This window comes from Acidithiobacillus ferrivorans (genome assembly GCF_016250455.1).
Taxonomy (GTDB): Bacteria; Pseudomonadota; Gammaproteobacteria; order Acidithiobacillales; family Acidithiobacillaceae; genus Acidithiobacillus; species Acidithiobacillus ferrivorans.
Window position 1 is genome coordinate 634,644 of sequence record NZ_CP059488.1, and the last position, 20,048, is coordinate 654,691.

Here is a 20,048-nt window from a genome sequence, read left to right on the forward strand (position 1 = left end):
CTTGGCACAACACACTGCAGGTGGGCTGCGCTTCCAGCCTTTACGTCACCATCTGCCTAAAAGGCAATATGGTACATTTTCAATCTGCCCCTGGTAGTGTGTTTGTTGGACTTACTTTTGGACGACGCGCTTCCCAGGTGACCAGCCAGGCGGGCATATCCTCGGCTGGCATGGCTTTGGCAATGAAGTAGCCTTGGGCCAGGTCGCAGCCCCGCTGGCGCAGAAAATCCCAGTCCGCCAGATCTTCCACCCCTTCCGCCACCACTTCCATCCCGAGCTGTTTTGCCAGGCCAAGGCTGGCGTCGAACATCGCACGTTGCGTGTCATTGGCCCAAGCCGCGATGCGGCAGGAATTTTTCACGTCATCCGTTGCCACTGTTTGTCGAATACGCGACGGTAAACGCTGCCATCATCATCGATTTGGAAAAGATAAAGCCAACCATTATCCACCAGTTCCCGGACGAGAACGTGGCGGGAAATGATGCTCTCCATCTCCGCCTGGGGTGCCTCAATCAACACGTTGAGACGGATCGGTTCATGAACCCAATGATTACCGTCGTGCAGAGACTGCAAGGCAAAGCCGACACGCAAGTCCCCTCCATTCCCCTCAAGAACACCGATAGATCCCCCAACGACATTATGTAGCACCTTATTGCCGCTACCGAAACGCAAAGTGTCTACCATAGAGCCGTAATATTGCATATTGATCCAGTTTGCCACCACCATGGGTGCAGTCATAATCAATTCCAATGTGGAGAAGCCAACATCTTTTTGCCAGTCATAATCATGCAAAAAAGCCCGACCCCCCAAGTCAACGCCCCTTGTCCTTTGGCGGGGAGCCGCAATAAAAGCGGCGTTGCCCGCTAGTGCCCATTCGGGTCTGACCTCGGCCCAGTCCCGAGTGCGTCGCCGCATGTCGCGCGTGACCACCTCAGGAACTTGAGAGGCCGTACCCAGCAGGGTGGCGCGTTCCATCCGTGTAAGTTCACCCGCATCGGCCAGCCATTGGCGGAGTTGCGCCAGATCTTTGGCGTGTGTTGCCGGCAGATCTTCCGTATCGAAGAGCATCACTTCATCTGTTGTGGTGTCATGCAATCCGGCGATGAAATAGGTGTCTTCCGGAATTTTAAGCCCTTTCTCCTCAAGACCCCGGCGGGTCGCCGGATCGTTTAGCAAGCTTACCGCAATCCTGGCACTGGCTTCTCCCGTCTGCCCGGCGCAAGCGCCGCAATCGAGTCCAGTCCCCTGCGGATTGTTGACCGTAGTACTGCCATGGCCCGCCAACAAGATCAGGCGTGCGAATGTCTGCGTCAGCCCCATGTTTTTAAGGATGAACGCCCCGACCCCCGCCCGCTCAGTTTCTGGTATTCCGGTACTTTTGGTACTGGCTTTACCGTTACCGCTAGCGATCAAGCGTGGGCGCAGTCGCTGTTTCGTCTCGATATTAAGGCCCTTTTCGTCCGGATGGGGTACGGTGCGGGTCCAACCCATGCTGTCACCGAAAAGCTTCGGGGCATATATCAATCCAGTGGCTTCCACAAAGGTGAAAGTCGACGCGGCTGATGTTTTGAAACTCTTCCAGGCGGTGGCTACCCGTAGGCGTAATTGCCTTTTTGCGGCATGCCGTTGCGTTTCATCCGCGCTCGCATGACTCAGGTCCTCGCATACCCGATAAGGCGGATTGAAAATGACGGGGAGATGCCCTTTAGGCGTATTCGCAGCGAATGGAACGTATTCCATGAGTACGCCAAAGAAGCCCGCGAATCCCAAGGTTTGGATGCCTGGCGCCACTGTTTCCAGCGCCCGGCGGATGATTTCGGAGCGCACGTCTATGCAAAACGCAGCCTGCGCCATGGGTCGTTCAGTGACTGCATTGCTTGACTCCGATGCTTTTATTAGTGATTTGATTAATGAACGCTGGTAGCCGATCTCCAGTGCGGTCTGCAAAATGGCATCAACATGCTCCGACGGTTTCTCTATCGCCCTATTTTGTTGGCTGCGCAACATCCGGTGCCATTGTTTTCGTACGGCGATATCGGCGCAGGTCTTGTGAAGAATGGCATCCCAACACACGCGGATGGCGAGGAGATCACGCAAGGATTGATCGGTCTCACCCTTCAATTCGGCCTGCCAACGCAAATATCTAGCCCAACCCGCCCAGCCTCCGATACTCAGGAGTGCTGCAAAGAGATAATCATCGGTCAGATCAAACGGGACGGAGAGTTCCTTCAGCGCCCAGGCAATGGCCGTTTCTGCGGCTGCCGGGAGTGCGGCGGCCGCATCTCCAATTCCGCGCAAGCCGATCATGCGCGGGCTCTTGTCGAAATGCATGAACTTTAACCAGCCCTGATACATCGGGCCATCGCGCCACGGCATGCTCCATGTGGCCTGCCCCTCGTCAAAGTACGCCGCGCAATATTGGCTAATCCTTTCCACAACGAAGCCCGGCCAATTGCGACGATCATCGGCAAACATGGCATCAGCGAAGACCGGAAAGGGCACATTTCGGCTTGCCGATCGTTGTTTCATCGCCTGTTTGAGCCGGGTCACTCCCCAAATACTGTGCATTTCCTTCAGTGCTTCGTCCAAATCCTCTTGGGTGATCCGTCCGCTGGCGATCTGCTCTTCATAATAGGGCCGCGGCATAGTCAGCCCCTCACCGGTGATCTTGCGAAGCGTCTGATCCGCTTGCCAGAACGGTTGGTCGCGCAAGCCAACGTATGGATTTACCGCAACAAAGTGCTTGAGTGGCCAGAGGGGAGCAATTCTCTGGCATGCGCCTTCAATGTTCGCTTTGATGTCCTGATACAAGTTTGATGTCGCTGCTGCTTTCATGTCTACTCCTCCGGAAACTGAACTTGTGGATTTGCCGCACCCAGTGTTTCCCCAATCTTCGAGGCGTGAAGAAAGGCCATCTGACTAAAAACAAGATCAACATACAGTCCATTATATAGGTTCACATACACGGCCTGCCAAAAAGATGACTTCTGCAACCGGGGCAACAGTTGCTGAATGTGTAACAAGGAAAGGAAAGCCACAACAATAAGCGCCAGTAACCAGATTGGAATATGATCAGCCTGTAGGGTATCACTGGGAATGCTGCTTCCCAGCAAGTCGGTGGACAGATCATGGCAGCCCAAAATAGGCTGAACAGACAATGATGCTTAACAGAGCCACTCGGGAAAGCAAGGTGCCAGCTCCGACTCCAGATCTATTGAGGGCTTGCAGCAGGAGCTGACCCATCGCAATGGCGACGATGGCGCCGATCGTCAGCAAAGTGGGCTGCTTTTGCAAATCGAAGCCAAATGCCATGGCAACGCCAAAGGTGACCAGCCCTGATATAAGAATTGCCAATTCCGCGCGTCCGAGCGTTTGCTTAATATTGAGCTTCTGGATCATCGGTCCACGGAAATTGTCTACCACGCTTCCGGAAGACAGGAACGCATGCGCCTTATAGACAGAGTGAGCGACAATATGGAGTACGGCGATACTGTACAAACCCAAACCACATTCCATCAGCATGAAACCCAGTTGCGCAGAAGTGGAATATGCCAGCGATTCTTTGATATTGGTTTCCGTCATCATCATGAGAGATGCCACGGTTGCAGATAAAAGCCCAGCGAGAATGAGTACGGTCCAGGCCCAACTTACGTGGGTGATCATGGGACTGACACGCAAGAGCAGGAATGCCCCGGTATAAATGAGTCCCGCATGTAATAGCGCCGAAACCTGCGTGGGGGCCTCCATAACCTGAATAAGCCAACCATGCAGAGGGAATGTCCCGCTCTTTAAAATAGCACAGAGCACAATCAGGCCTGTTGCGATCTGCAAGTTGGCCGGAAGACTTCCGTGCCACGCGTGCATCCACTGTGCGATTCCTGAAAACTCTGTCCTTCCGGTGGTCCGTACTATCAGCAGAAAAGCAGTGAAAAGGCTCACATCGGCGATACGCGAAAACAAATATTTTTTGCGTGCGGCTATCACGGCGAGTGGACGTTCGCGATAGAATATCAATAGCTGATGTAAAAACAGGCTGGCGGCGATAAATGAAATCCAGAATCCCCAGATATTGTCTGTCACAATCAGCACTAGAAATGCGCCAACCGTCAGACTCAGCCACCGGTGGAACCGTCCCTCATGAGCGTCCCCTACCATATACGTGGCGGAGTATCGAGAGACAATCATTCCCATGAAGGAGACCAACGTGAACATGACGAGCGTCAATGGATTAACCAGCGTTCGGATGGCAAATGAGCCTAATTCCCAAGGCAGAGGCATCGACAGAAAGGTCTGTGAATGCTGTGCCATCGTCACATACATTGCCGTGGCAGAAATGCTACAAAGTAGCGCAAACCAATTGGCACCGTCGCTCAGTGTCTTGACCCAGCGTGCATGATGGTCCGCGCGGATTCCGACCAGTAAACCCACCAATAGCAATGGCCATGGTGCAACCAACATAAGAAGAGAGGATGCAATAATCGCAATCATACGCAACTCCTGCGTGAAATCTGAAATGTAACCCGGTGACCGCTTGCTACAGTCTTGCGAAGTGAACAGTAACCCGCTTATTAATAAATAATAAGTTAAGATTTATAACCTTAACGTTTTACTTATCTAAATGGGTTGACCTATGCATAAAACTATGGACAAATCTGGTTTTTCTTGAAAATAGTGCCGCAAAAGTAAAGGGAGACCTTCTGCGATACCCTCAGAGGCATACCTCTGCATTGATGGGTGCTTGTTCCATGCCGCTCTCTCAATGCGGTGTTCTCAATCAGCCACGCACCAAAGAACCGTTGAATACCATCCTGCGGATCATCCCGTAGAGAGTGATCGCCCAAGCCAGTAGCGCCAGATAAAAGAAGATATGCCCGAGAGGGAGCAAAAAGGGCAGATCCATGCTCTGCGCCATATGGATGGTGCACAAGCTGTACATGCCCAGGGGGAAGACTAGGCTCCAGTAAAGCGGGTCATAGCGGATGGGAAGCCGCTTGATACCATGGCGCCAGATCTCCAGGGCGACCAGCAGAGGGATCCACCAGCTTCCTGTTACCCAGTAAAAGACCGTAAAGCCTTTCAGAAAGGGGAGCAGCGAATGGAGATAGGGGGCCTTGGCGGCGTTATCGATGAGCAGGGAGCCCGCCAGGGTGGAAATGGCCATGGCCCCCATGTTGACCCAGTAGGGCGGCACCAGATCCTCCGCCGCAAAGGGGAAGAAACTATAACGGTAAAAAATGAGGACTATGATCCAGATGTAGAGCATGCCGCCCCAGAGCCACAGGGAGAGCGCGACAAAATTGAACTCCAGGCGATGCATGGGGTTCCAGTGGGCATCCAGCAGCGCAGCGAGCACGGCGATGGATTGAGCAGCAACCACCGCCAAAAGCCAAGTGCCGGTGATGCCATCTTCCAGGGAAGGTTTGTGCTTCTGGATGGTGAAGGCAGTGAAGATGCCGTAGTTCAGCAGCAGCCAAAGAGCCATGGCAAGGCCCCAGAGCAGCATTCCTGTCATTTCATCATTCGCAAGGAGTATGAACTGGCCGCCGAGGATAGCGGATCCAGCCACCACGGAAAAAAAACCGGGGCCGCGTTGGTAATCCTTGATATCCGCGCTCAACCACTGACCAAAGCGCAGCATGCGCCAAACCGTCAGGAACCACAAAACTCCGTAGAATGTCCCGTTGAGCCAGAAGAGCGATCGGGCGAGGAGCGGAATGCTCATGGCCTGGGCCGCCAGGGAGACGATGCCCGTGGCCATCACCAGAGCGAAATAGGCGGGGGCCAGGTCCTGTACGGCAGCATCCAGCAGACGAGGCAGACCCCTCCCATTCCTTTCCATGTCGGCTGTCCCTCTCGGAAAAACTCGGACCATCAGCTCTGCGAGCCTTCCCCCACGAGTCGCAGGGCACCGCCCTTATGATAGGCCACATGGCGGCTTTTGTCGCTTTGGATAGCATATTGGGGGTCTTCGGAACTGGCATGATGGATATAGCCGTGGACCGGAAAATCCGCCATCTGTACTGCGATAATCACGCCCGTCACCCAGCCCGCCTCCGAGTTCCAGGTGACAGGGTCGCCTACGGCAAAGGTCGTGCCGCTACCTTTTTCATGGGGTTGGCTCAGCGCCAAAAGCTCACGTAGAAGCGTACCGGGCCCATGAACTCCACCCGGTGCGACAGGTCCGGCGGTATCCAGCCCGGTCGCTCCGGGCTCAGGACCCAGCCACGGCCGCTGCCATCGTCGGCATGGTGGGCGGGACCGGCCACATGGAAGTAGCGGCGGATGCGTGCAGCGGCCAGCCGTGCTTCGCTGTCGGCACCGACTCGCGCCAAGTGTTCGGCCAGGCGCTCCAAGGTCTCGCAGTGCCCCAGGATGCGTTCATGGCAGGCCCGGAGCAGCCTCACGGGATCGTCGAAGGAAGGGGCGGCATTGCCCAAAAGTCTCATGCCGAAGCGCTTGCATGCACCGTGAAGCGAATGCGGATGTTTCGTAGCTCGCGCTGCTCATAGGCGATCTCCACCCGCTCCCCGTACCGGGCGCGCAATTGTTCCAAGAGGGCACGCGGGTCGTGATTGTTGATGAAGGGCATGGTTTCTCCATATATCATCAAATGAATACCGAACCATTCTTGGCCGTTTTTTCGGACATTCATTGATCTGGATCAAACGTCCGGAGTAGAGGATCCTCATCCTATCTCGTGGGTTTTGCACAGTAACCCTTGCTAGACTATACCTTATGGCAATCGCCCGGAAGTGGGCTTAGTCTCTGAGGTGGCTTGTGGTCTGCGTTGGCTTTTCCGGTAAACGGTAAGGAGATGGTCCAGACTCAGTTGCTCACTGTGGTCTTGCGTTTCTTTCCGTCGCGGAGGACCGAAGATATTGAGGAATCGTTACCATGATCGTGAGTGGCATACCTAAGGATGATTAGATGTGGAAGATGACATCGATCCGCAGGACAGAAAACACCAATATATTTAATTATCATTAAATATATTGGTAATAATATTTAACTTTTATTAAAACAAAGTCTCCCCCACACTCTTCTCCAGTCATCGCCCCTCTGTGCGCGCCGACGGACCCGATGGAGAGCATTTTCCCCATGTGATATCGGGTGCGAGCCATGAGGTCTCGTGATACACGCTAAAGAGTGTTCCAGACGATGCCTGTCTTGAATGGAGCAACGGGAGGTTTTATGTCGCTTTTCAGGAAGTTGGTAAGACCCGCAGCAGATTTGAGGCTTTCGGCTTTCGAACTTGCTCAGGACATTGATGCCATTTCGTCAAAGGGGGCGCCGTCCCTTGAAGAATTCAACGGCGCCCACGCCCGGGCGGCGGGGCATTATGTCTGCGTACGTTATCACCACGATCAAGAGCCGTCTCTTCTTAGTATCCATGAAGCGCGCCGTTACTTGGCATGGCTCCGTGCCGGTCATGTTGGAACCCACTGGAATGTGGCGGATTGAGCAAATGAAGTCGGGGTTGCCCTGGCAACCCCATGCCTGTGCTTTTTTGGGAGTCATGCCAGTAAATGCCCGAGATAGAGCATGCAAAATATTCGCGTTTGAAAAACGCCATCTACAAAGATTCAAACGTGGCGCTACTTACCCAGCACGGCAAGGAGAAAGTCGTTGCTCCTATACTGGCCGCCGCCATTGGTTGCGATGTTGTCCTGGTGACAGGCTTTGACACGGACCAGCTGGGTACCTTTACCCGCGGCATCCCCCGTGCTGGCACCCAGATTGAGGCGGTGCGGAAAAAGGCACGCATTGGTATGGATCTGGCGCATTTGCCCCTGGGACTCGCTAGCGAGGGCAGTTTTGGGCCGGACCCGTTTACCGGGCTGTTTTCCTTGAACGTAGAAATGATCGTCTGGATCGACGATACGCTCGGGATCGAAGTGGTGGGTGTTGCCTCGGGTAGAACCAACTTCTCTCATCTGCTCGCTGCCAACTGGGAGCAGGCCGAGGCATTCGCCCGTGCGACAGATTTTCCCGAACACGGGATCATAGTGCGCCCGCGCCATGAGGACGACTCCCGCATCCGCAAAGGGATTGCCGACTGGGAATCGCTGCGTGAGGCTTTTTTCTGGGCCTGCGGCGAGGCGGACAACGGCTGCGCCTTCCTGGAAACCGACGTGCGTGCCCATATGAACCCCATGCGCATGGAGATCATTGCTTCGGCCACACGGGATCTCGCACGCAAGCTTTGCACCCCATGCCCGATCTGCAACACGCCCGGCTTCCAGATCGTGGAGCGCATTCCCGGCTTGCCTTGTGAGGATTGTGATTCCCCGACGCGGGACACCCGGGCGGACATCCACCGTTGTGCCAGGTGTGGCCACCAGGTCGCGCTGGAACGCCAGGAGAAGGCCGCTCCAGCGGGCCACTGCGACTGGTGCAATCCGTGAATCAGAAACGGCATGGCAGCCATGTGTCGGCAGCCCGAATTGAGGAGTATCCCATCATGACAACGATTACCGAGGCAGTGCAGGATGTTTCAGTAGCACGTCTGTTTCTTTTCGTGCGGAGAGCAGACGACCTTGCCAGTGCCTGCCGGCAGGTCGAAGAGTTTCTTGCGTATTGTCGCAGTCGCCCAAGCGATTCCTTCGCCAATGAACGTTTCTTGGGTGCCTGGGTGGATAAGCACACAGTCACCAACCTTCCTCAAGAATGGGGGCGGCCATTGTCAGCCACTCAGACCCTTCTGCTAACGATACGGGAAATTTTTGCCTTGTGGGGTATCTGGTCAGTTGCCTCGATCGAGGCGGTATGTCGGGAGACCAATGAGGGGATGGGGTTTTCCCATAACCTATTGCTTGATGCGCTGATTGCGCTTACGCAGGGAGACACCGGAACCGTTGGCGTTTATTCACCGGTTTTCGCGCGTGGCACCCCCATGGAGCAAGTGCACGCCGAGATCAAGCAACTGACTCTGCGCTATCCGCTTCGGATTGCCGACCCGATTTATTGCGACCCGGATACGGGTGCTTTGTCCTTACAGGATGAACTGTCATGCCATTGAAAAAATGAACACGGTAAAACCCGACCAGGATGGTTATACTCCGACTTTATGTGCCAGGAAGGTACCCATGGTAAAGCGACTGACGCTCATACGCCCCGACGATTGGCATCTCCATCTTCGGGATGGCGCGATGATGGCCGCGGCACTCCCCGACACGGCGAGGCGTTTTGCGCGCGCCATTGTCATGCCCAATCTTCAACCTCCCATCACGACAGTCGATCTGGCGCAGGCCTATCGCGACCGCATCCTCGCGGCACTCCCAGCGGAGATGTGCTTCGAGCCGCTCATGACCCTTTATCTCACGGACAATATGCCGGTGTCCGAGATCGCGAAGGCAAAAAGCAGTGGTTTTGTGCAGGCAGTCAAGTACTACCCGACCGGCGCGACCACCCATTCCGAGCATGGTGTGACCGATCTGAAGCGTGCCTATGCGGTGCTCGCGGCGATGGAAAAGCAGGATCTGCCGTTGTTGCTGCACGGCGAAGTGACCGATCCGACCGTGGACGTGTTTGACCGTGAGGCGGTGTTCATCGACCGGCACCTCATGCCGTTGACGCGCGATTTTCCCGGCCTGCGCATGGTGCTGGAGCACATCACCACGCACGCGGCGGTCGACTTCGTCCGGCAGGCCCCCGACAACGTCGCCGCGACGATTACCGCACACCATTTGCTGCTCAACCGCAACGCGCTATTCGAGGGCGGGTTACGGCCACATTATTATTGCCTGCCGCTCCTGAAGCGGGAGACGCAGCGCGCAGCGCTTGTCGCCGCGGCCACGAGCGGCAACCCGAAGTTTTTTCTCGGCACCGACAGCGCGCCGCATCCGCGACACGCCAAGGAGTCCGCCTGCGGTTGCGCCGGCATCTATAGCGCGCATGCCGCAATGGAACTGTATGCCGAAATTTTCGAGCGCGCCGGTGCGCTCGGCCGCCTGGAGGCCTTCGCGAGCTTCCACGGGCCCGATTTCTACCGACTGCCGCGCAACCGGGACACCCTCACCCTGGAGCGGCGGAGCTGGACGGTACCCGAAGAACTGCATTTCGGGCAGGACACGGTGGTGCCGCTGCGCGCCGGCAAAACGATGGCGTGGACAGTGCTGACATGAGCCGGCAGCGTGTCGACTCCCAGGATTCCGTAAATTTCCGCTGCATTTTGCTGCGGCTTACACATACTCAGGAGGGTAATGATGTCTGACAACCGCAGAAGCAAGACCGTCACGCAGGGCGTGCAGCGCTCCCCCAACCGGGCCCTGCTGCGTGCGGTGGGGTTTGGTGATCAGGACTTCGACAAACCTATCGTCGGCGTGGCGAATGCGCACAGCAGCATCACGCCTTGCAATATCGGCATCGGCGCGCTTGCCACGCGTGCGGAAACGGCACTCAAGGCGGCTGGGGCGATGCCGCAAACGTTTGGCACCATCACCATTTCCGATGGTATTTCGATGGGTACCGCCGGCATGAAATATTCGTTGGTGTCACGCGAAGTGATTGCCGACTCCATTGAAACGGTGTGTCAGGGCCAGAGCATGGACGGCGTGCTCGCCCTCGGCGGCTGCGATAAGAACATGCCGGGCGCAATGATCGCCATCGCCCGCATGAACATTCCAGCCATTTTCGTTTATGGCGGCACCATCAAGCCGGGCCACTACCGGGGCCAAGATCTGACCATCATGAGCGCCTTTGAGGCAGTGGGGCAACACACCGTCCATAAAATTGACGACGAAGAACTGCTGGAAATCGAGCGTCGCGCCTGCCCTGGCGCGGGCTCCTGCGGCGGCATGTATACCGCCAACACCATGTCTTCCATCTTCGAAGCCATGGGCATGAGTTTGCCGTACTCCTCCACCATGGCGGCGGAGGATGCAGAAAAAGCGGAGAGTGCGGCACAGTCCGCAGAGGTATTGGTAAGCGCCATCCAAAAACAAATCCTGCCGCGCCAGATATTGACGCGGCAGGCGTTTGAAAACGCCATTGCGGTGGCCATGGCCGTGGGCGGCTCCACCAACGCGGTATTACATTTGCTGGCCATTGCGCATGCAGCACAGGTACCGCTCACCCTTGATGATTTCGAGGCCATGCGCGGGCGTGTGCCGGTACTCTGCGACCTGAAACCATCGGGCCGTTACGTCGCCACCGATCTGCATCGGGCGGGCGGCATTCCCCAGGTGATGAAAATGCTGCTCGCCCACGGCGTGTTGCACGGCGATGCGCTGACCATCAGCGGTCAGACGCTTGCAGAAGTTTTGCAGGATGTGCCGAGCGAAGCGCGTACGGATCAGGAGGTGATACGCCCGTGGAACCATCCCATTTATGCCCAAGGGCACCTTGCCATCCTGAAGGGCAATCTCGCGCCGGAAGGTGCTGTGGCGAAAATAACCGGCTTTATAATGCACAAAATCACCGGTCCGGCACGGGTTTTTGAATCCGAGGAGTCGTGCATGGAAGCGATCCTGGCGCAGAAAATCAAGCCCGGCGATGTCGTGGTCATCCGCTACGAAGGACCCAAGGGCGGCCCCGGCATGCGCGAAATGTTGTCTCCCACCTCGGCGATCATCGGTGAAGGACTGGGCGATTCGGTCGGCCTCATTACCGACGGTCGCTTTTCCGGGGCGACGTACGGCATGGTGGTCGGCCATGTCGCGCCGGAAGCTGCAGTGGGGGGCACGATTGCCCTCGTCATCGAGGGCGACTCGGTGACTATAGATCCCGAACAGCGTTTGCTGCAACTCAATGTGTCTGATGAAGAAATTGAACGCCGCCGCGCCGTCTGGCAAGCACCCGCACCGCGCCACACGCGCGGCGTTTTGGCGAAGTACGCCAAATTGGTTTCCTCGGCCAGTAAGGGGGCCGTAACAGATTGAACGTTAGAAACGAGAGGCCCGGTGAGGTCTGCAGCATCTGACATGTCAATGTCGCTAATGGTTTTCATAGGTCTTCCATGGCGTAGTCGATGCTGATTTCCCGGTCGGCCACGGGCCGGAAACGCCGGTTGGTGAAGGCCACATAGTCAGGGTGCTCGTGATAGGAATTGATTACTTCCGGTGCCGCAAAACGCACCCGCCGCCAGCAGTAGCGGTATTGAGCGCTATTCACAAAAATACCTTGCAAAGTTAATTCTTGAACTTCACCAGACGGCTGACCTGAATATCGGTCACGAAAACCACTCCAGTGTGCTTCTCAAAAAAAGGGGCGAAACCTTCCAGGATGGGAGGTACCAACTCCTCTGGAACAGCCACAATGATCATGATCAACACATCATCTTCGTTAAACATGACATGCCCACCATGAATACCGTGACTGCCCTTTCCGGAAAGATTTCCGACAATGGTGTATCCCTTTACACCAGAACGATCTAGGAGATCCGTAGCAAAGTCTTTGTGGACACCTTCCATGATGATCTCCAACTTCTTCAGTGGGCTCAGATTCAGGGTTTTCATGCAATATCCTCCATAAGGGGCTGACTCATTGATAACTCGGATCGTTCCTGCAAGCGGAACGCACCATCATCCAGCACATAGGCACGATACGCGTCTTCCGGGTCCATAATAATGACTCGTACCCAGGCACCGCCCACCAGCGCCTTAATTTTCACCAAATTACCGACCGCTTTCTGCACAAAGGACAGCGGCGCCTCCACGAGCACGATCAGACGTACCGGTTCATGATAAGGTTTGCCGTCCTTGAGAACAGTCTGGGTAGGCAAGCCGGTACGCAAGTCACTCTGATTACCGGTCATCACCGCAAATCTGCCGGCCACATTATGATACGCTTTGCTACCGCTACCATAGTGCTCGGTATCCACCACCGAAAAATAGTGTTCCAAGTTGATCCATTCGCCGACCACCATAGGACTGGACAGAATCGTCTCCAGAAGACGTCCCTTGGGATCGAGGCGATAGTCGTACGAATGCAGAAAAGCCCGACTTTCCAGATCCAGCCCTTCTGTCAGTTCGCGTTTGCCCACAATCGCATAGACATTCCGGGTCAGCCCCCACTCCGGACGCACCTGAGACCAGTCATGCGCCTGCCGTCGAGCCATCATTGCCGCCGCGTAAGGTTCCTCAGCCAAGCGTCCAGGACCACCCAAGGTGGGCATACGCTCTGCTGCCGAGCGTCGGGAGGCAGCAGAAAGTCCATTACGCAAACGTTCCAGATAGAGCAGATGCCGGGCCGGTAACAAATCGATATCCATGAGCTCGACCGCGTCCGTCGTGGTGTTGTGAACGGCGGGCATGAACCAGGAATCCTCCGGAATGACTATACCTAAGTCACGTAGACGTCGTCTGACTTCCGGCTTGTTGGCCATGGCGGCAAAAACACGCGCATTGGGGAGGCCCTTGCCACCACCACAGGCACCACAATCCAAAGCTGATTCATAAGGATTGTTTTGGGTCTGACTTTCATGCGCCACCATCAGTACAAAACGGGAGAAATTACGAATCAGCCCAACCAAAAGAAGCGATTGAGAAATATAACGAACCTGTTCATCCACACTAAAGCCGATGCGTCCGAGTCGCTCCATCTGCAAACTCATTTCATGACGCTCTACCCGATAGATATCACGCAGCTTCTGGATAAATGCCGTTTCATCCTGATCACTAATATGTCGCCTCTGCGCCAAGTCGCTGGGGCCCTGTGCATTTTCGAGGGCAATTTCCCGCAATTGCCGGACATCATCATCGGTCACCTGATCACGAGGTATGTTCCACTCCTTGATCAAGGCACGAACAATCATGGCACGTTGTACCGCACGCAAAATAGAGTCCGCCTGGTCATGACTCAGCTTATCCAGTAGCAGGCGCGTAACGGGTTTATCCGCATGCAGACGGTCGTGCAGCTGGTGATAAGTAAGTGGTGCCACAGTCTTGCCGATCAATCCGAGACTAAATATCAAACCGACGGCTTCAACGGCCACAAATGGTGAAAGCACCGATCCCTTGAGGTCATGCAGCACATGTTCCAGAGCGCCATAAAGTGGCTCCTCTTCGAGCTCCAGTGCTACAGGAATTTCGAGAATCAGGTTTTTTGGGGTTTGAATCGCAGGACAAAGGTGTACCTCAGTGCCTTTGCCGTATCCCAAAAAACTGATCGGAACGCCAAAAAAGCCACCGATGCCAAATGTCTCATAATCACCAATAGCCTCCAGATGTCGACGCATAGGCTCGGAGCGCACATCAATACATAACATGGCCTGAGCAAAGGGACGTTTATCTACTGGCGGAGCCGAGGCTTTGGGAATATTGACCCGATTGATCAACGCCTTGATGTAATGCATTTCCATGGAACGCAGCCAGACAAAGCCCTCTCCCTTCTCCCAATTACGCACAACCTCCATAAATTCGTGCAATTGCGCAGGAGTCATCGCCATCAACTCTGCCTCCGCATCTCCACCCATGGTCGCGGCCAGTCGACGCAGATGGGACGCCTGACGCTCGCCCTCCCAACGGGATTTGTTATCCATGTACGCATGGGCGAGTTTTTCAAAACTGGGACGACGGCGGCGAGCCAGAACATCCTCGACACGATGGGCCCACGCCGGGAGGATGGATCCGGTATGTAGTTCAAGACGCAGATAAGCCCCCAGGGGATCGGCATGAACAAATGCCTGCACCGCCTCGGCGTTCGCCGGACAGTCATGATGCCGGACCGCCTCCTGCAGAAGCGCCATCCCCAGAACCATACGCACCGCCAGAAAATCCGTTAGATCCGCCGGAAACTGCTCCGCCCAATAGTAATGTCTTGCCGAGCTCCGATAGCGAATAAACCCGGCCCACCCATGCAGTCGAGTCAATTGTCGAGTGATATATCTCTGCCAGGATTCCTCAGGCACTTTGAGCCGTTTCAGGATGTGCGCGATCATTCCCTCGGGAGTCTCTTCAGACTCCAGCAGCTGTCGCAACTGCAAGCCACGCAAGAAGAAACGCACATTGTGCTGTGCTACCTCCTTCCAGGCAGCAAAAAATCCCTGGTCACGTCCCGGTGCCTGCCAGGCGGATTGCCCTTCATCAAAAAAATCCAGACAACTCTTGATGAGAAGTTCGTCCAAGGTTTGACCGATATCCGTTCCAAATAGACGATCAATGTTGGCGTAAACCGGGCCATCCGGAGCAATTTTATGAGCGAGTATCACACCAAGCTGAAGCTGCTGCGTGTCCCTATCCATGGTCGTTGATTGACCATGCAGAACGTCATGAAGAAGCTGTCCGTTGAGCCAGTCCGTTTTCGGTACCACCTGCTCACTCTGACAAACCGTCAGTAAAGACCAGAGCCACTTCCGGAGCGCCACGCCGGGCAATACCCCGGGAATCGCACTCAAGAAATCGTCAAGATACTTTTCAAGCTTGGCATCATCCACTTTTCCGGCAAGGCGATATTCTTGGTACTGACTTCTTGAAAGATATCCACGACCGTGGAAAAGTGTGTTGGCTTCTTCTATCGCTGCTTCAAAAGACAGATGCTCAAGACCAAAAAGCGGATTGTGATGAATGAAGGTACGCATCGGCCAGAACCGTGGGATCGGTTCACTGGCCACATAAATCATCGAACGAACATTGAGCCGGTCGCCCAAGGTTAATTTATTATCCATGCGCCCCCCCAAAAAATGCCTCCAACCGCAAATAGTCCCAGCACGAGGCCGCCCAACCAGGTGCCGCCCACTGTCAGATCCTCAAGTAACTCACCCCGGTAGATACCGAAGAGTAAATCCTGCAAAAACCGTCCTACGGCCCAGCCCCAAAGCAACAAAACCAGAAGGCCCCCTGGGATCCATAGCAACGGCAGAGCCTTTACCACGTGGAGTAGGATGAAAAAATTGGGGAAAATCGGCGTCGCCGAAGCTGCGAGGGCGGTGAGCGTGACCAGCGCGGAAAGACGGGGCAAGACCGTCGCCAGTCCACCCGTCAGCCCCAGGTAGGCACCTCCCATCCGCTGCTTGAGAAGTCCTGCCCAGACCAGCATCAGCGCGCCGGGGATCGACCAAGCCAGCGCAACTGACTGTAGAATCAGGGGATCTAGGTTCTGCCCATGTAGCAACCAGGTTAGTGCGAGCCCAGACGTCGTCATCAGCCGTGCCCAGACCTGCACTTCACGGGTACTAGCCGCACGAAAGGCGTAGAACACTGCCGTAAAAAGCGCTACGACGCGCAAGTCGGGATCCAGCCCAACCGGTAATGCCTGCCATGCTCCAGAATGTATCAAAAGCAGCAAACCCAACTGTGGAAACACCAGAATAGCCAGAGCCTGAGCCCAGAATCCCGGAGCGCTGGCAAGCAGCTTGTTAAAAATCCAGCTTAACGGAAACCACGGAAGCAATGTCCCAGCCATGATCCAGATCAAGATATCCATATCAGCACCACCGTAACAAAATATTCAAGCGATGCGAAAAAACCAAGAGAAGCTGCGTCAGCCTTGCATAAAGATCGTTCACATATAATTCCCTGGAGAGCAGGGCATACATCGAAAGATAAGCTCCGCGCCTGCGTCCCTTATCGACACGATCCCACCAGCCGGAAGAATCGGCAAAGAAGGTCAGTGCCCAGCCACCAACGAATAAAAAGGCAAGAAAAATGACCAGCGCATCAAAAGCGAATGCATTAATACTGGCGGCAGCATAAAGCTTTTGGCTGACGCCATGCGGGTAGAGAAAACTACCAAAATAATGACTGATCAGAGTGTAACCAATCACAACGAGCACGAATGATCCTAATATCCCACCCATAAGCCGCCACGGATTAGTGTGCGTCATCTTATGGGTTGCAAATAGCGCCTGCGCTCCAGTTACCCAGCCGAAAAACAGAAGAATGATGACGCCCTGCTCGTAAAGCAATTCCGAAGACACAAAGAAATGGGACAAGCTCAAAACCGCCACCGGCACTAGAATGGTTAGAGCCGCCGCCGCGAGCCAAGGCAAGCGGGAAGGCTTCGCCGGTCGCCGCTCAACAATGGCGGTGTAAATGGAATCGGGGGGCACACCATCGTGAGCACGTGCTTCACCGATGACATTTCCCGCACCCAGAAACATCGAGCCCTTGAAAAAACCATGGGCTATCAAATGGAAAATGGCGAGGGGAAAAGCGCCCACGCCGCACTCCATGACCATGAAACCCATCTGCCCCATGGTGGAATAGCCCAGAGAGCGTTTCACATCATTTTGAATCAACATCATGGCCGAGCCGATAATCGCCGTGACCAAGCCCACTATGAAAGCCATGTGCAGAGCGCCGCCCGCATACTCGAAAACCGGTGCGAAACGATTAAAAAGAAATCCACCGGCATTGACGATGCCTGCGTGCATCAATGCGGAAACCGGGGTCGGTCCGTCCATGGTATAAGGCAACCATCCATGGAGTAAAAACTGTGCAGAGCGGGCGAAAGCCGCAAAAACCAGAAGAAAGCCCACCAGCTCCGGAATAGATAATCCCCAAAAAGCACGAAGATGCGGATTTATCTGTATCTGCGCAAAAATAACTGGCAAGGATATGGAATGGTAGGTTTTGATCAACACAAATGCGGCGAACCAAAGCGGCAAGTCGCCTGCCCGGTAAGTGATTTGTGTCCAGAAGGCATAGCGCCCCGCTGCGGGGCGGTTGGTATCATGGCCGAGGAGAAAATAAAGAACCACACCGACGAGGAACCAGGCCACCAGCAAGGTAACCAAATCTGCCGCAGAAACCATGAACAAAATGATCGCAGTCATTAAATCCAATAAAGCAAAGAACCGTGTATAGTTCGGTTCTTCAACCATGTACCGTACCGAATACATGTGTACTAGCAAACTAATTCCACTGACAAATACCCACATGATCAAACTGAGAGGATCTAACCAGATGCTGCCCCAATGGATACCGATATGTACCACCTGCGAATGGCCAGCGACCACATAGTAACCGAGCATGACCAGTGACAGAAAAAACGTGACCAATGTGGCTATCACGCTGACCCGTGCAGATATTATGCGTTTTGAACGCAGGAATAGAAATATAATGATTGCCGACAACACCGGCAGAAATGGTGTGATTATTGTCAGAATTTCCATCTCGTCCTCTTACGCCTTCCTATAAAGCTATTTGGTCATGGAAATATGGAGTTGTGGTAGTTTCCCTGGCATTTTATCGGCATGATACAGAACCCAATAATTACGTTGAGCGAAGGTCATAAATATATATTATTCGACATAAATATCCCGTAACAAACAGAACGTGCGGATACCCTTACGATTAATATCTTCCACCGTTTTATTTGTAGCGAAGCGCAAATATTGGGGATCGCGCACATCATTATCATCTGGTTCACCATCTGTCAGTAAAAGAACGAGGGTTTTCTGGCTTGGATGCTGATCTAGCAAATGTCCCACATGACGTAAAGTGGCACCCATGCGCGTGGAAAGCTGTCCCGTCATGTCGGCAAGACGTCCTTTCACCTTACCATCGTAGGAGGTATCGAGATCTTTGAACTTACAGAATTCTACAAAAGCTTTCTGATTGATCTTTTTGCACAGAATACGTCCACAATTATTTTTCATCTTTATTTAATCAAAATATTATCGACATTTTCTTCCATTGATAATATTTTTTGATTCGGTACCGCCAGCAGCCCCCATAACGCAATAGCGTTTTGGGGCAGCAGGCCGACCTCACCCGAGGCACGCCAGGATTCCACTGGGTTGCGCGAGCGCACCAATAGGCCCCGCTGCACCATGAGGCGGGTCAGTGTTGCCGCCACCCAGGTTTTGCCGACACCCGTGTCAGTGCCAGTAACAAAGAGCCCGGTGAGGCCTGCAATATCTGACATAACAACGTCGCTAATGGTTTTCATAGGCCTTCCATGGCGTAGTCGATACTGATTTCCCGGTCGGCCACGGGCCGGAAACGCCGGTTAGTGAAGGCCACATAGTCAGGATGCTCATGATAGGAATTGATTACTTCCGGTGCCGCAAAACGCACCCGCCAGCAGTAGCGGTATTGAGCGCGTTCTCTCATCGCCTTACCCGTAATCACTGACCGCACCCCCGGAATGGTGCTCAGCGTCTGCTGCCCCTCGATCATCATCGCGGTCACTTCCTTTTCAGAAATGCCCATAACATTGTGGATGATCAGGTGTTCCACGAATGCCCACGGTCGACAGCATGCCAATACCTCGGCGGCCCTCCCGGCAGCACCCCACACGCGCATACAGCGCTCAGCCTCGGCGCTGATCGCTGCACCAACGTCCTGAACCAAGTCCAGGTAGCCAGCGCCCGGCGACGATTTTGCCCGGGCGCGGATCGCCGCGTTCGCGGCTTCAGCCAAAGCGATAAAATAGTTGATCTTGGCCACGCCATGGACAATGAGTCGCCGAAATTGGTCATCGTCGAACCGGGTTCTGCAGTGGATTGCCAACGGAATACCCAGTGCCTGGTTGATGCTGCGCAGGCGCTGAATATCCAGCTTGGCTTTACCATTTGGACAGATCTGTTCCGCCTGAATGGACACCACGAGGAAGTCTACTCCCGTGCGCTCGACAAAGCCTTTCGCCTCGGCCACAGTGGTGTAGGGTAACGTGGCAGGACGCCGTTGGGCGTCCATGTCCTCTGCGTCGGGGATGTAACCCAAATCCCCTTCGACCGGCACACCGCAGGCATGGGCCATTTCGACCACGGTCTTCGTATGCGTCAGGTTATCGGAGAAAGTCGACTGCGAGGCGTCCACCATCACGCCGTTGCAACCCAGACGGATAGCCCGCACCGCCGCTTCCAAGTTCGCTCCACGGTCAAAGTGGAGAGCTACCGGCACCGCGCTACGGCGTGCCGCTGCCTCTACCCCTGACATCAGCAGCTCGAAATCGTAGTGCTCCAGGTGCGATTCGGCCAGAGAGAGGATTACCGGGGCGCGAGACCGCTCGGCAGCGGCCATGACGCCCTCGACGAACTCCAGACTCACGACGTCGAAAGCACCTACCGCGTATCCGTGCGCATAGGCATGGTTCAGTAGATCTTTCATGTGCACCAAAGGCATAACGCTATCCCCCGAATGAATCCTGTACGGAAAGATTTC

Annotated in this window: 20 protein-coding genes; 5 read left to right on the plus strand and 15 right to left on the minus strand. The window is 54.8% G+C overall.

What is annotated here, in order from left to right; genetic code table 11:
• Positions 1-79: 79 nt before the first annotated feature.
• The 7 genes from H2515_RS03190 to H2515_RS03220 all read right to left on the minus strand — a co-directional run bounded on the left by H2515_RS03190 (position 80) and on the right by H2515_RS03220 (position 6,589).
• A complete protein-coding gene (locus H2515_RS03190) occupies positions 80-361 on the minus strand; it encodes an EAL domain-containing protein (protein WP_065413606.1) in 282 nt (93 codons plus the stop codon).
• Positions 358-2,835, minus strand: coding sequence for a YbcC family protein (locus H2515_RS03195; RefSeq protein WP_198660902.1), 2,478 nt, complete (start codon positions 2,833-2,835; stop codon positions 358-360). The genes H2515_RS03190 and H2515_RS03195 overlap by 4 nt, the downstream gene beginning before the upstream one ends.
• Before the next feature lie 291 nt (positions 2,836-3,126).
• Entirely contained in the window at positions 3,127-4,488 is a 1,362-nt protein-coding gene (locus H2515_RS03200; protein WP_232821522.1) for a proton-conducting transporter transmembrane domain-containing protein, read from the minus strand.
• A 286-nt stretch (positions 4,489-4,774) separates the two neighbouring features.
• Entirely contained in the window at positions 4,775-5,839 is a 1,065-nt protein-coding gene (locus tag H2515_RS03205; protein ID WP_198660903.1) for a tellurite resistance/C4-dicarboxylate transporter family protein, read from the minus strand.
• Between the two features lie 32 nt (positions 5,840-5,871).
• On the minus strand, positions 5,872-6,129 hold the full coding sequence (locus H2515_RS03210) for a hypervirulence associated TUDOR domain-containing protein (protein ID WP_232821523.1): 258 nt from the start codon (positions 6,127-6,129) through the stop codon (positions 5,872-5,874).
• Entirely contained in the window at positions 6,120-6,437 is a 318-nt protein-coding gene (locus H2515_RS15975) for a cupin domain-containing protein (RefSeq protein WP_232821524.1), read from the minus strand. Before H2515_RS15975 ends, H2515_RS03210 begins: the two co-directional genes overlap by 10 nt.
• Before the next feature lie 5 nt (positions 6,438-6,442).
• The gene (locus tag H2515_RS03220; RefSeq protein WP_198660904.1) at positions 6,443-6,589 is read right to left on the minus strand and encodes a DUF2249 domain-containing protein; all 147 of its coding nucleotides are present in this window, start codon (positions 6,587-6,589) and stop codon (positions 6,443-6,445) included.
• 569 nt (positions 6,590-7,158) lie between these two features.
• Between H2515_RS03220 and H2515_RS03225 the strand changes: the two genes are divergently transcribed.
• The 5 genes from H2515_RS03225 to ilvD all read left to right on the plus strand — a co-directional run bounded on the left by H2515_RS03225 (position 7,159) and on the right by ilvD (position 11,879).
• Positions 7,159-7,461, plus strand: coding sequence for a hypothetical protein (locus H2515_RS03225; protein WP_232821525.1), 303 nt, complete (start codon positions 7,159-7,161; stop codon positions 7,459-7,461).
• 65 nt (positions 7,462-7,526) lie between these two features.
• A complete protein-coding gene (locus H2515_RS03230) occupies positions 7,527-8,405 on the plus strand; it encodes a DUF6671 family protein (protein ID WP_065413612.1) in 879 nt (292 codons plus the stop codon).
• Positions 8,406-8,461: 56 nt separating this feature from the next.
• Positions 8,462-9,019 (plus strand): hypothetical protein, encoded by a 558-nt coding sequence (locus H2515_RS03235; protein WP_176712601.1) that lies wholly within the window; start codon positions 8,462-8,464, stop codon positions 9,017-9,019.
• Positions 9,020-9,086: 67 nt separating this feature from the next.
• Positions 9,087-10,124 carry a dihydroorotase gene (pyrC, locus tag H2515_RS03240; RefSeq protein ID WP_198660905.1) on the plus strand — a complete coding sequence of 346 codons (1,038 nt, stop codon included), beginning with the start codon at positions 9,087-9,089 and terminating at the stop codon, positions 10,122-10,124.
• A 78-nt stretch (positions 10,125-10,202) separates the two neighbouring features.
• A complete protein-coding gene (gene ilvD, locus H2515_RS03245; protein ID WP_232821526.1) occupies positions 10,203-11,879 on the plus strand; it encodes a dihydroxy-acid dehydratase in 1,677 nt (558 codons plus the stop codon).
• 64 nt (positions 11,880-11,943) lie between these two features.
• On the opposite strand, the gene H2515_RS03250 is transcribed toward ilvD, so the two are convergent.
• The 8 genes from H2515_RS03250 to H2515_RS03285 all read right to left on the minus strand — a co-directional run bounded on the left by H2515_RS03250 (position 11,944) and on the right by H2515_RS03285 (position 19,994).
• A complete protein-coding gene (locus H2515_RS03250; protein ID WP_232821527.1) occupies positions 11,944-12,111 on the minus strand; it encodes an antibiotic biosynthesis monooxygenase family protein in 168 nt (55 codons plus the stop codon).
• 17 nt (positions 12,112-12,128) lie between these two features.
• Positions 12,129-12,455 (minus strand): P-II family nitrogen regulator, encoded by a 327-nt coding sequence (locus tag H2515_RS03255; RefSeq protein WP_014030429.1) that lies wholly within the window; start codon positions 12,453-12,455, stop codon positions 12,129-12,131.
• Positions 12,452-15,604, minus strand: a complete 3,153-nt coding sequence (locus H2515_RS03260) for a DUF2309 domain-containing protein (protein ID WP_198660906.1) — start codon at positions 15,602-15,604, stop codon at positions 12,452-12,454. Before H2515_RS03260 ends, H2515_RS03255 begins: the two co-directional genes overlap by 4 nt.
• Positions 15,589-16,362: a hypothetical protein gene (locus H2515_RS03265; protein WP_065413617.1), complete on the minus strand. Its 774-nt coding sequence runs from the start codon at positions 16,360-16,362 to the stop codon at positions 15,589-15,591. The genes H2515_RS03260 and H2515_RS03265 overlap by 16 nt, the downstream gene beginning before the upstream one ends.
• A gap of 1 nt (position 16,363) precedes the next feature.
• A complete protein-coding gene (locus tag H2515_RS03270) occupies positions 16,364-17,875 on the minus strand; it encodes a proton-conducting transporter transmembrane domain-containing protein (RefSeq protein WP_232821528.1) in 1,512 nt (503 codons plus the stop codon).
• A gap of 306 nt (positions 17,876-18,181) precedes the next feature.
• Positions 18,182-18,538: a vWA domain-containing protein gene (locus H2515_RS03275; protein WP_065413619.1), complete on the minus strand. Its 357-nt coding sequence runs from the start codon at positions 18,536-18,538 to the stop codon at positions 18,182-18,184.
• A 2-nt stretch (positions 18,539-18,540) separates the two neighbouring features.
• Positions 18,541-18,831 (minus strand): AAA family ATPase, encoded by a 291-nt coding sequence (locus tag H2515_RS03280; RefSeq protein ID WP_065413620.1) that lies wholly within the window; start codon positions 18,829-18,831, stop codon positions 18,541-18,543.
• Positions 18,828-19,994, minus strand: a complete 1,167-nt coding sequence (locus H2515_RS03285) for a class II fructose-bisphosphate aldolase (RefSeq protein WP_232821529.1) — start codon at positions 19,992-19,994, stop codon at positions 18,828-18,830. The genes H2515_RS03280 and H2515_RS03285 overlap by 4 nt, the downstream gene beginning before the upstream one ends.
• Positions 19,995-20,048: the final 54 nt, after the last annotated feature.

Bases quoted from the DNA above. Each gene is read 5' to 3' on its own strand.
- H2515_RS03195 (WP_198660902.1), bottom strand. From the start codon at position 2,835: ATGAAAGCAGCAGCGACATCAAACTTGTATCAGGACATCAAAGCGAAC.
- H2515_RS03200 (WP_232821522.1), bottom strand. From the start codon at position 4,488: ATGATTGCGATTATTGCATCCTCTCTTCTTATGTTGGTTGCACCATGG.
- H2515_RS03205 (WP_198660903.1), bottom strand. From the start codon at position 5,839: ATGGAAAGGAATGGGAGGGGTCTGCCTCGTCTGCTGGATGCTGCCGTA.
- H2515_RS03220 (WP_198660904.1), bottom strand. From the start codon at position 6,589: ATGCCCTTCATCAACAATCACGACCCGCGTGCCCTCTTGGAACAATTG.
- H2515_RS03225 (WP_232821525.1), top strand. From the start codon at position 7,159: ATGCCTGTCTTGAATGGAGCAACGGGAGGTTTTATGTCGCTTTTCAGG.
- H2515_RS03230 (WP_065413612.1), top strand. From the start codon at position 7,527: ATGCCCGAGATAGAGCATGCAAAATATTCGCGTTTGAAAAACGCCATC.
- H2515_RS03235 (WP_176712601.1), top strand. From the start codon at position 8,462: ATGACAACGATTACCGAGGCAGTGCAGGATGTTTCAGTAGCACGTCTG.
- pyrC (WP_198660905.1), top strand. From the start codon at position 9,087: ATGGTAAAGCGACTGACGCTCATACGCCCCGACGATTGGCATCTCCAT.
- ilvD (WP_232821526.1), top strand. From the start codon at position 10,203: ATGATGTCTGACAACCGCAGAAGCAAGACCGTCACGCAGGGCGTGCAG.
- H2515_RS03255 (WP_014030429.1), bottom strand. From the start codon at position 12,455: ATGAAAACCCTGAATCTGAGCCCACTGAAGAAGTTGGAGATCATCATG.
- H2515_RS03260 (WP_198660906.1), bottom strand. From the start codon at position 15,604: ATGGATAATAAATTAACCTTGGGCGACCGGCTCAATGTTCGTTCGATG.
- H2515_RS03265 (WP_065413617.1), bottom strand. From the start codon at position 16,362: ATGGATATCTTGATCTGGATCATGGCTGGGACATTGCTTCCGTGGTTT.
- H2515_RS03275 (WP_065413619.1), bottom strand. From the start codon at position 18,538: ATGAAAAATAATTGTGGACGTATTCTGTGCAAAAAGATCAATCAGAAA.
- H2515_RS03280 (WP_065413620.1), bottom strand. From the start codon at position 18,831: ATGAAAACCATTAGCGACGTTGTTATGTCAGATATTGCAGGCCTCACC.
- H2515_RS03285 (WP_232821529.1), bottom strand. From the start codon at position 19,994: ATGAAAGATCTACTGAACCATGCCTATGCGCACGGATACGCGGTAGGT.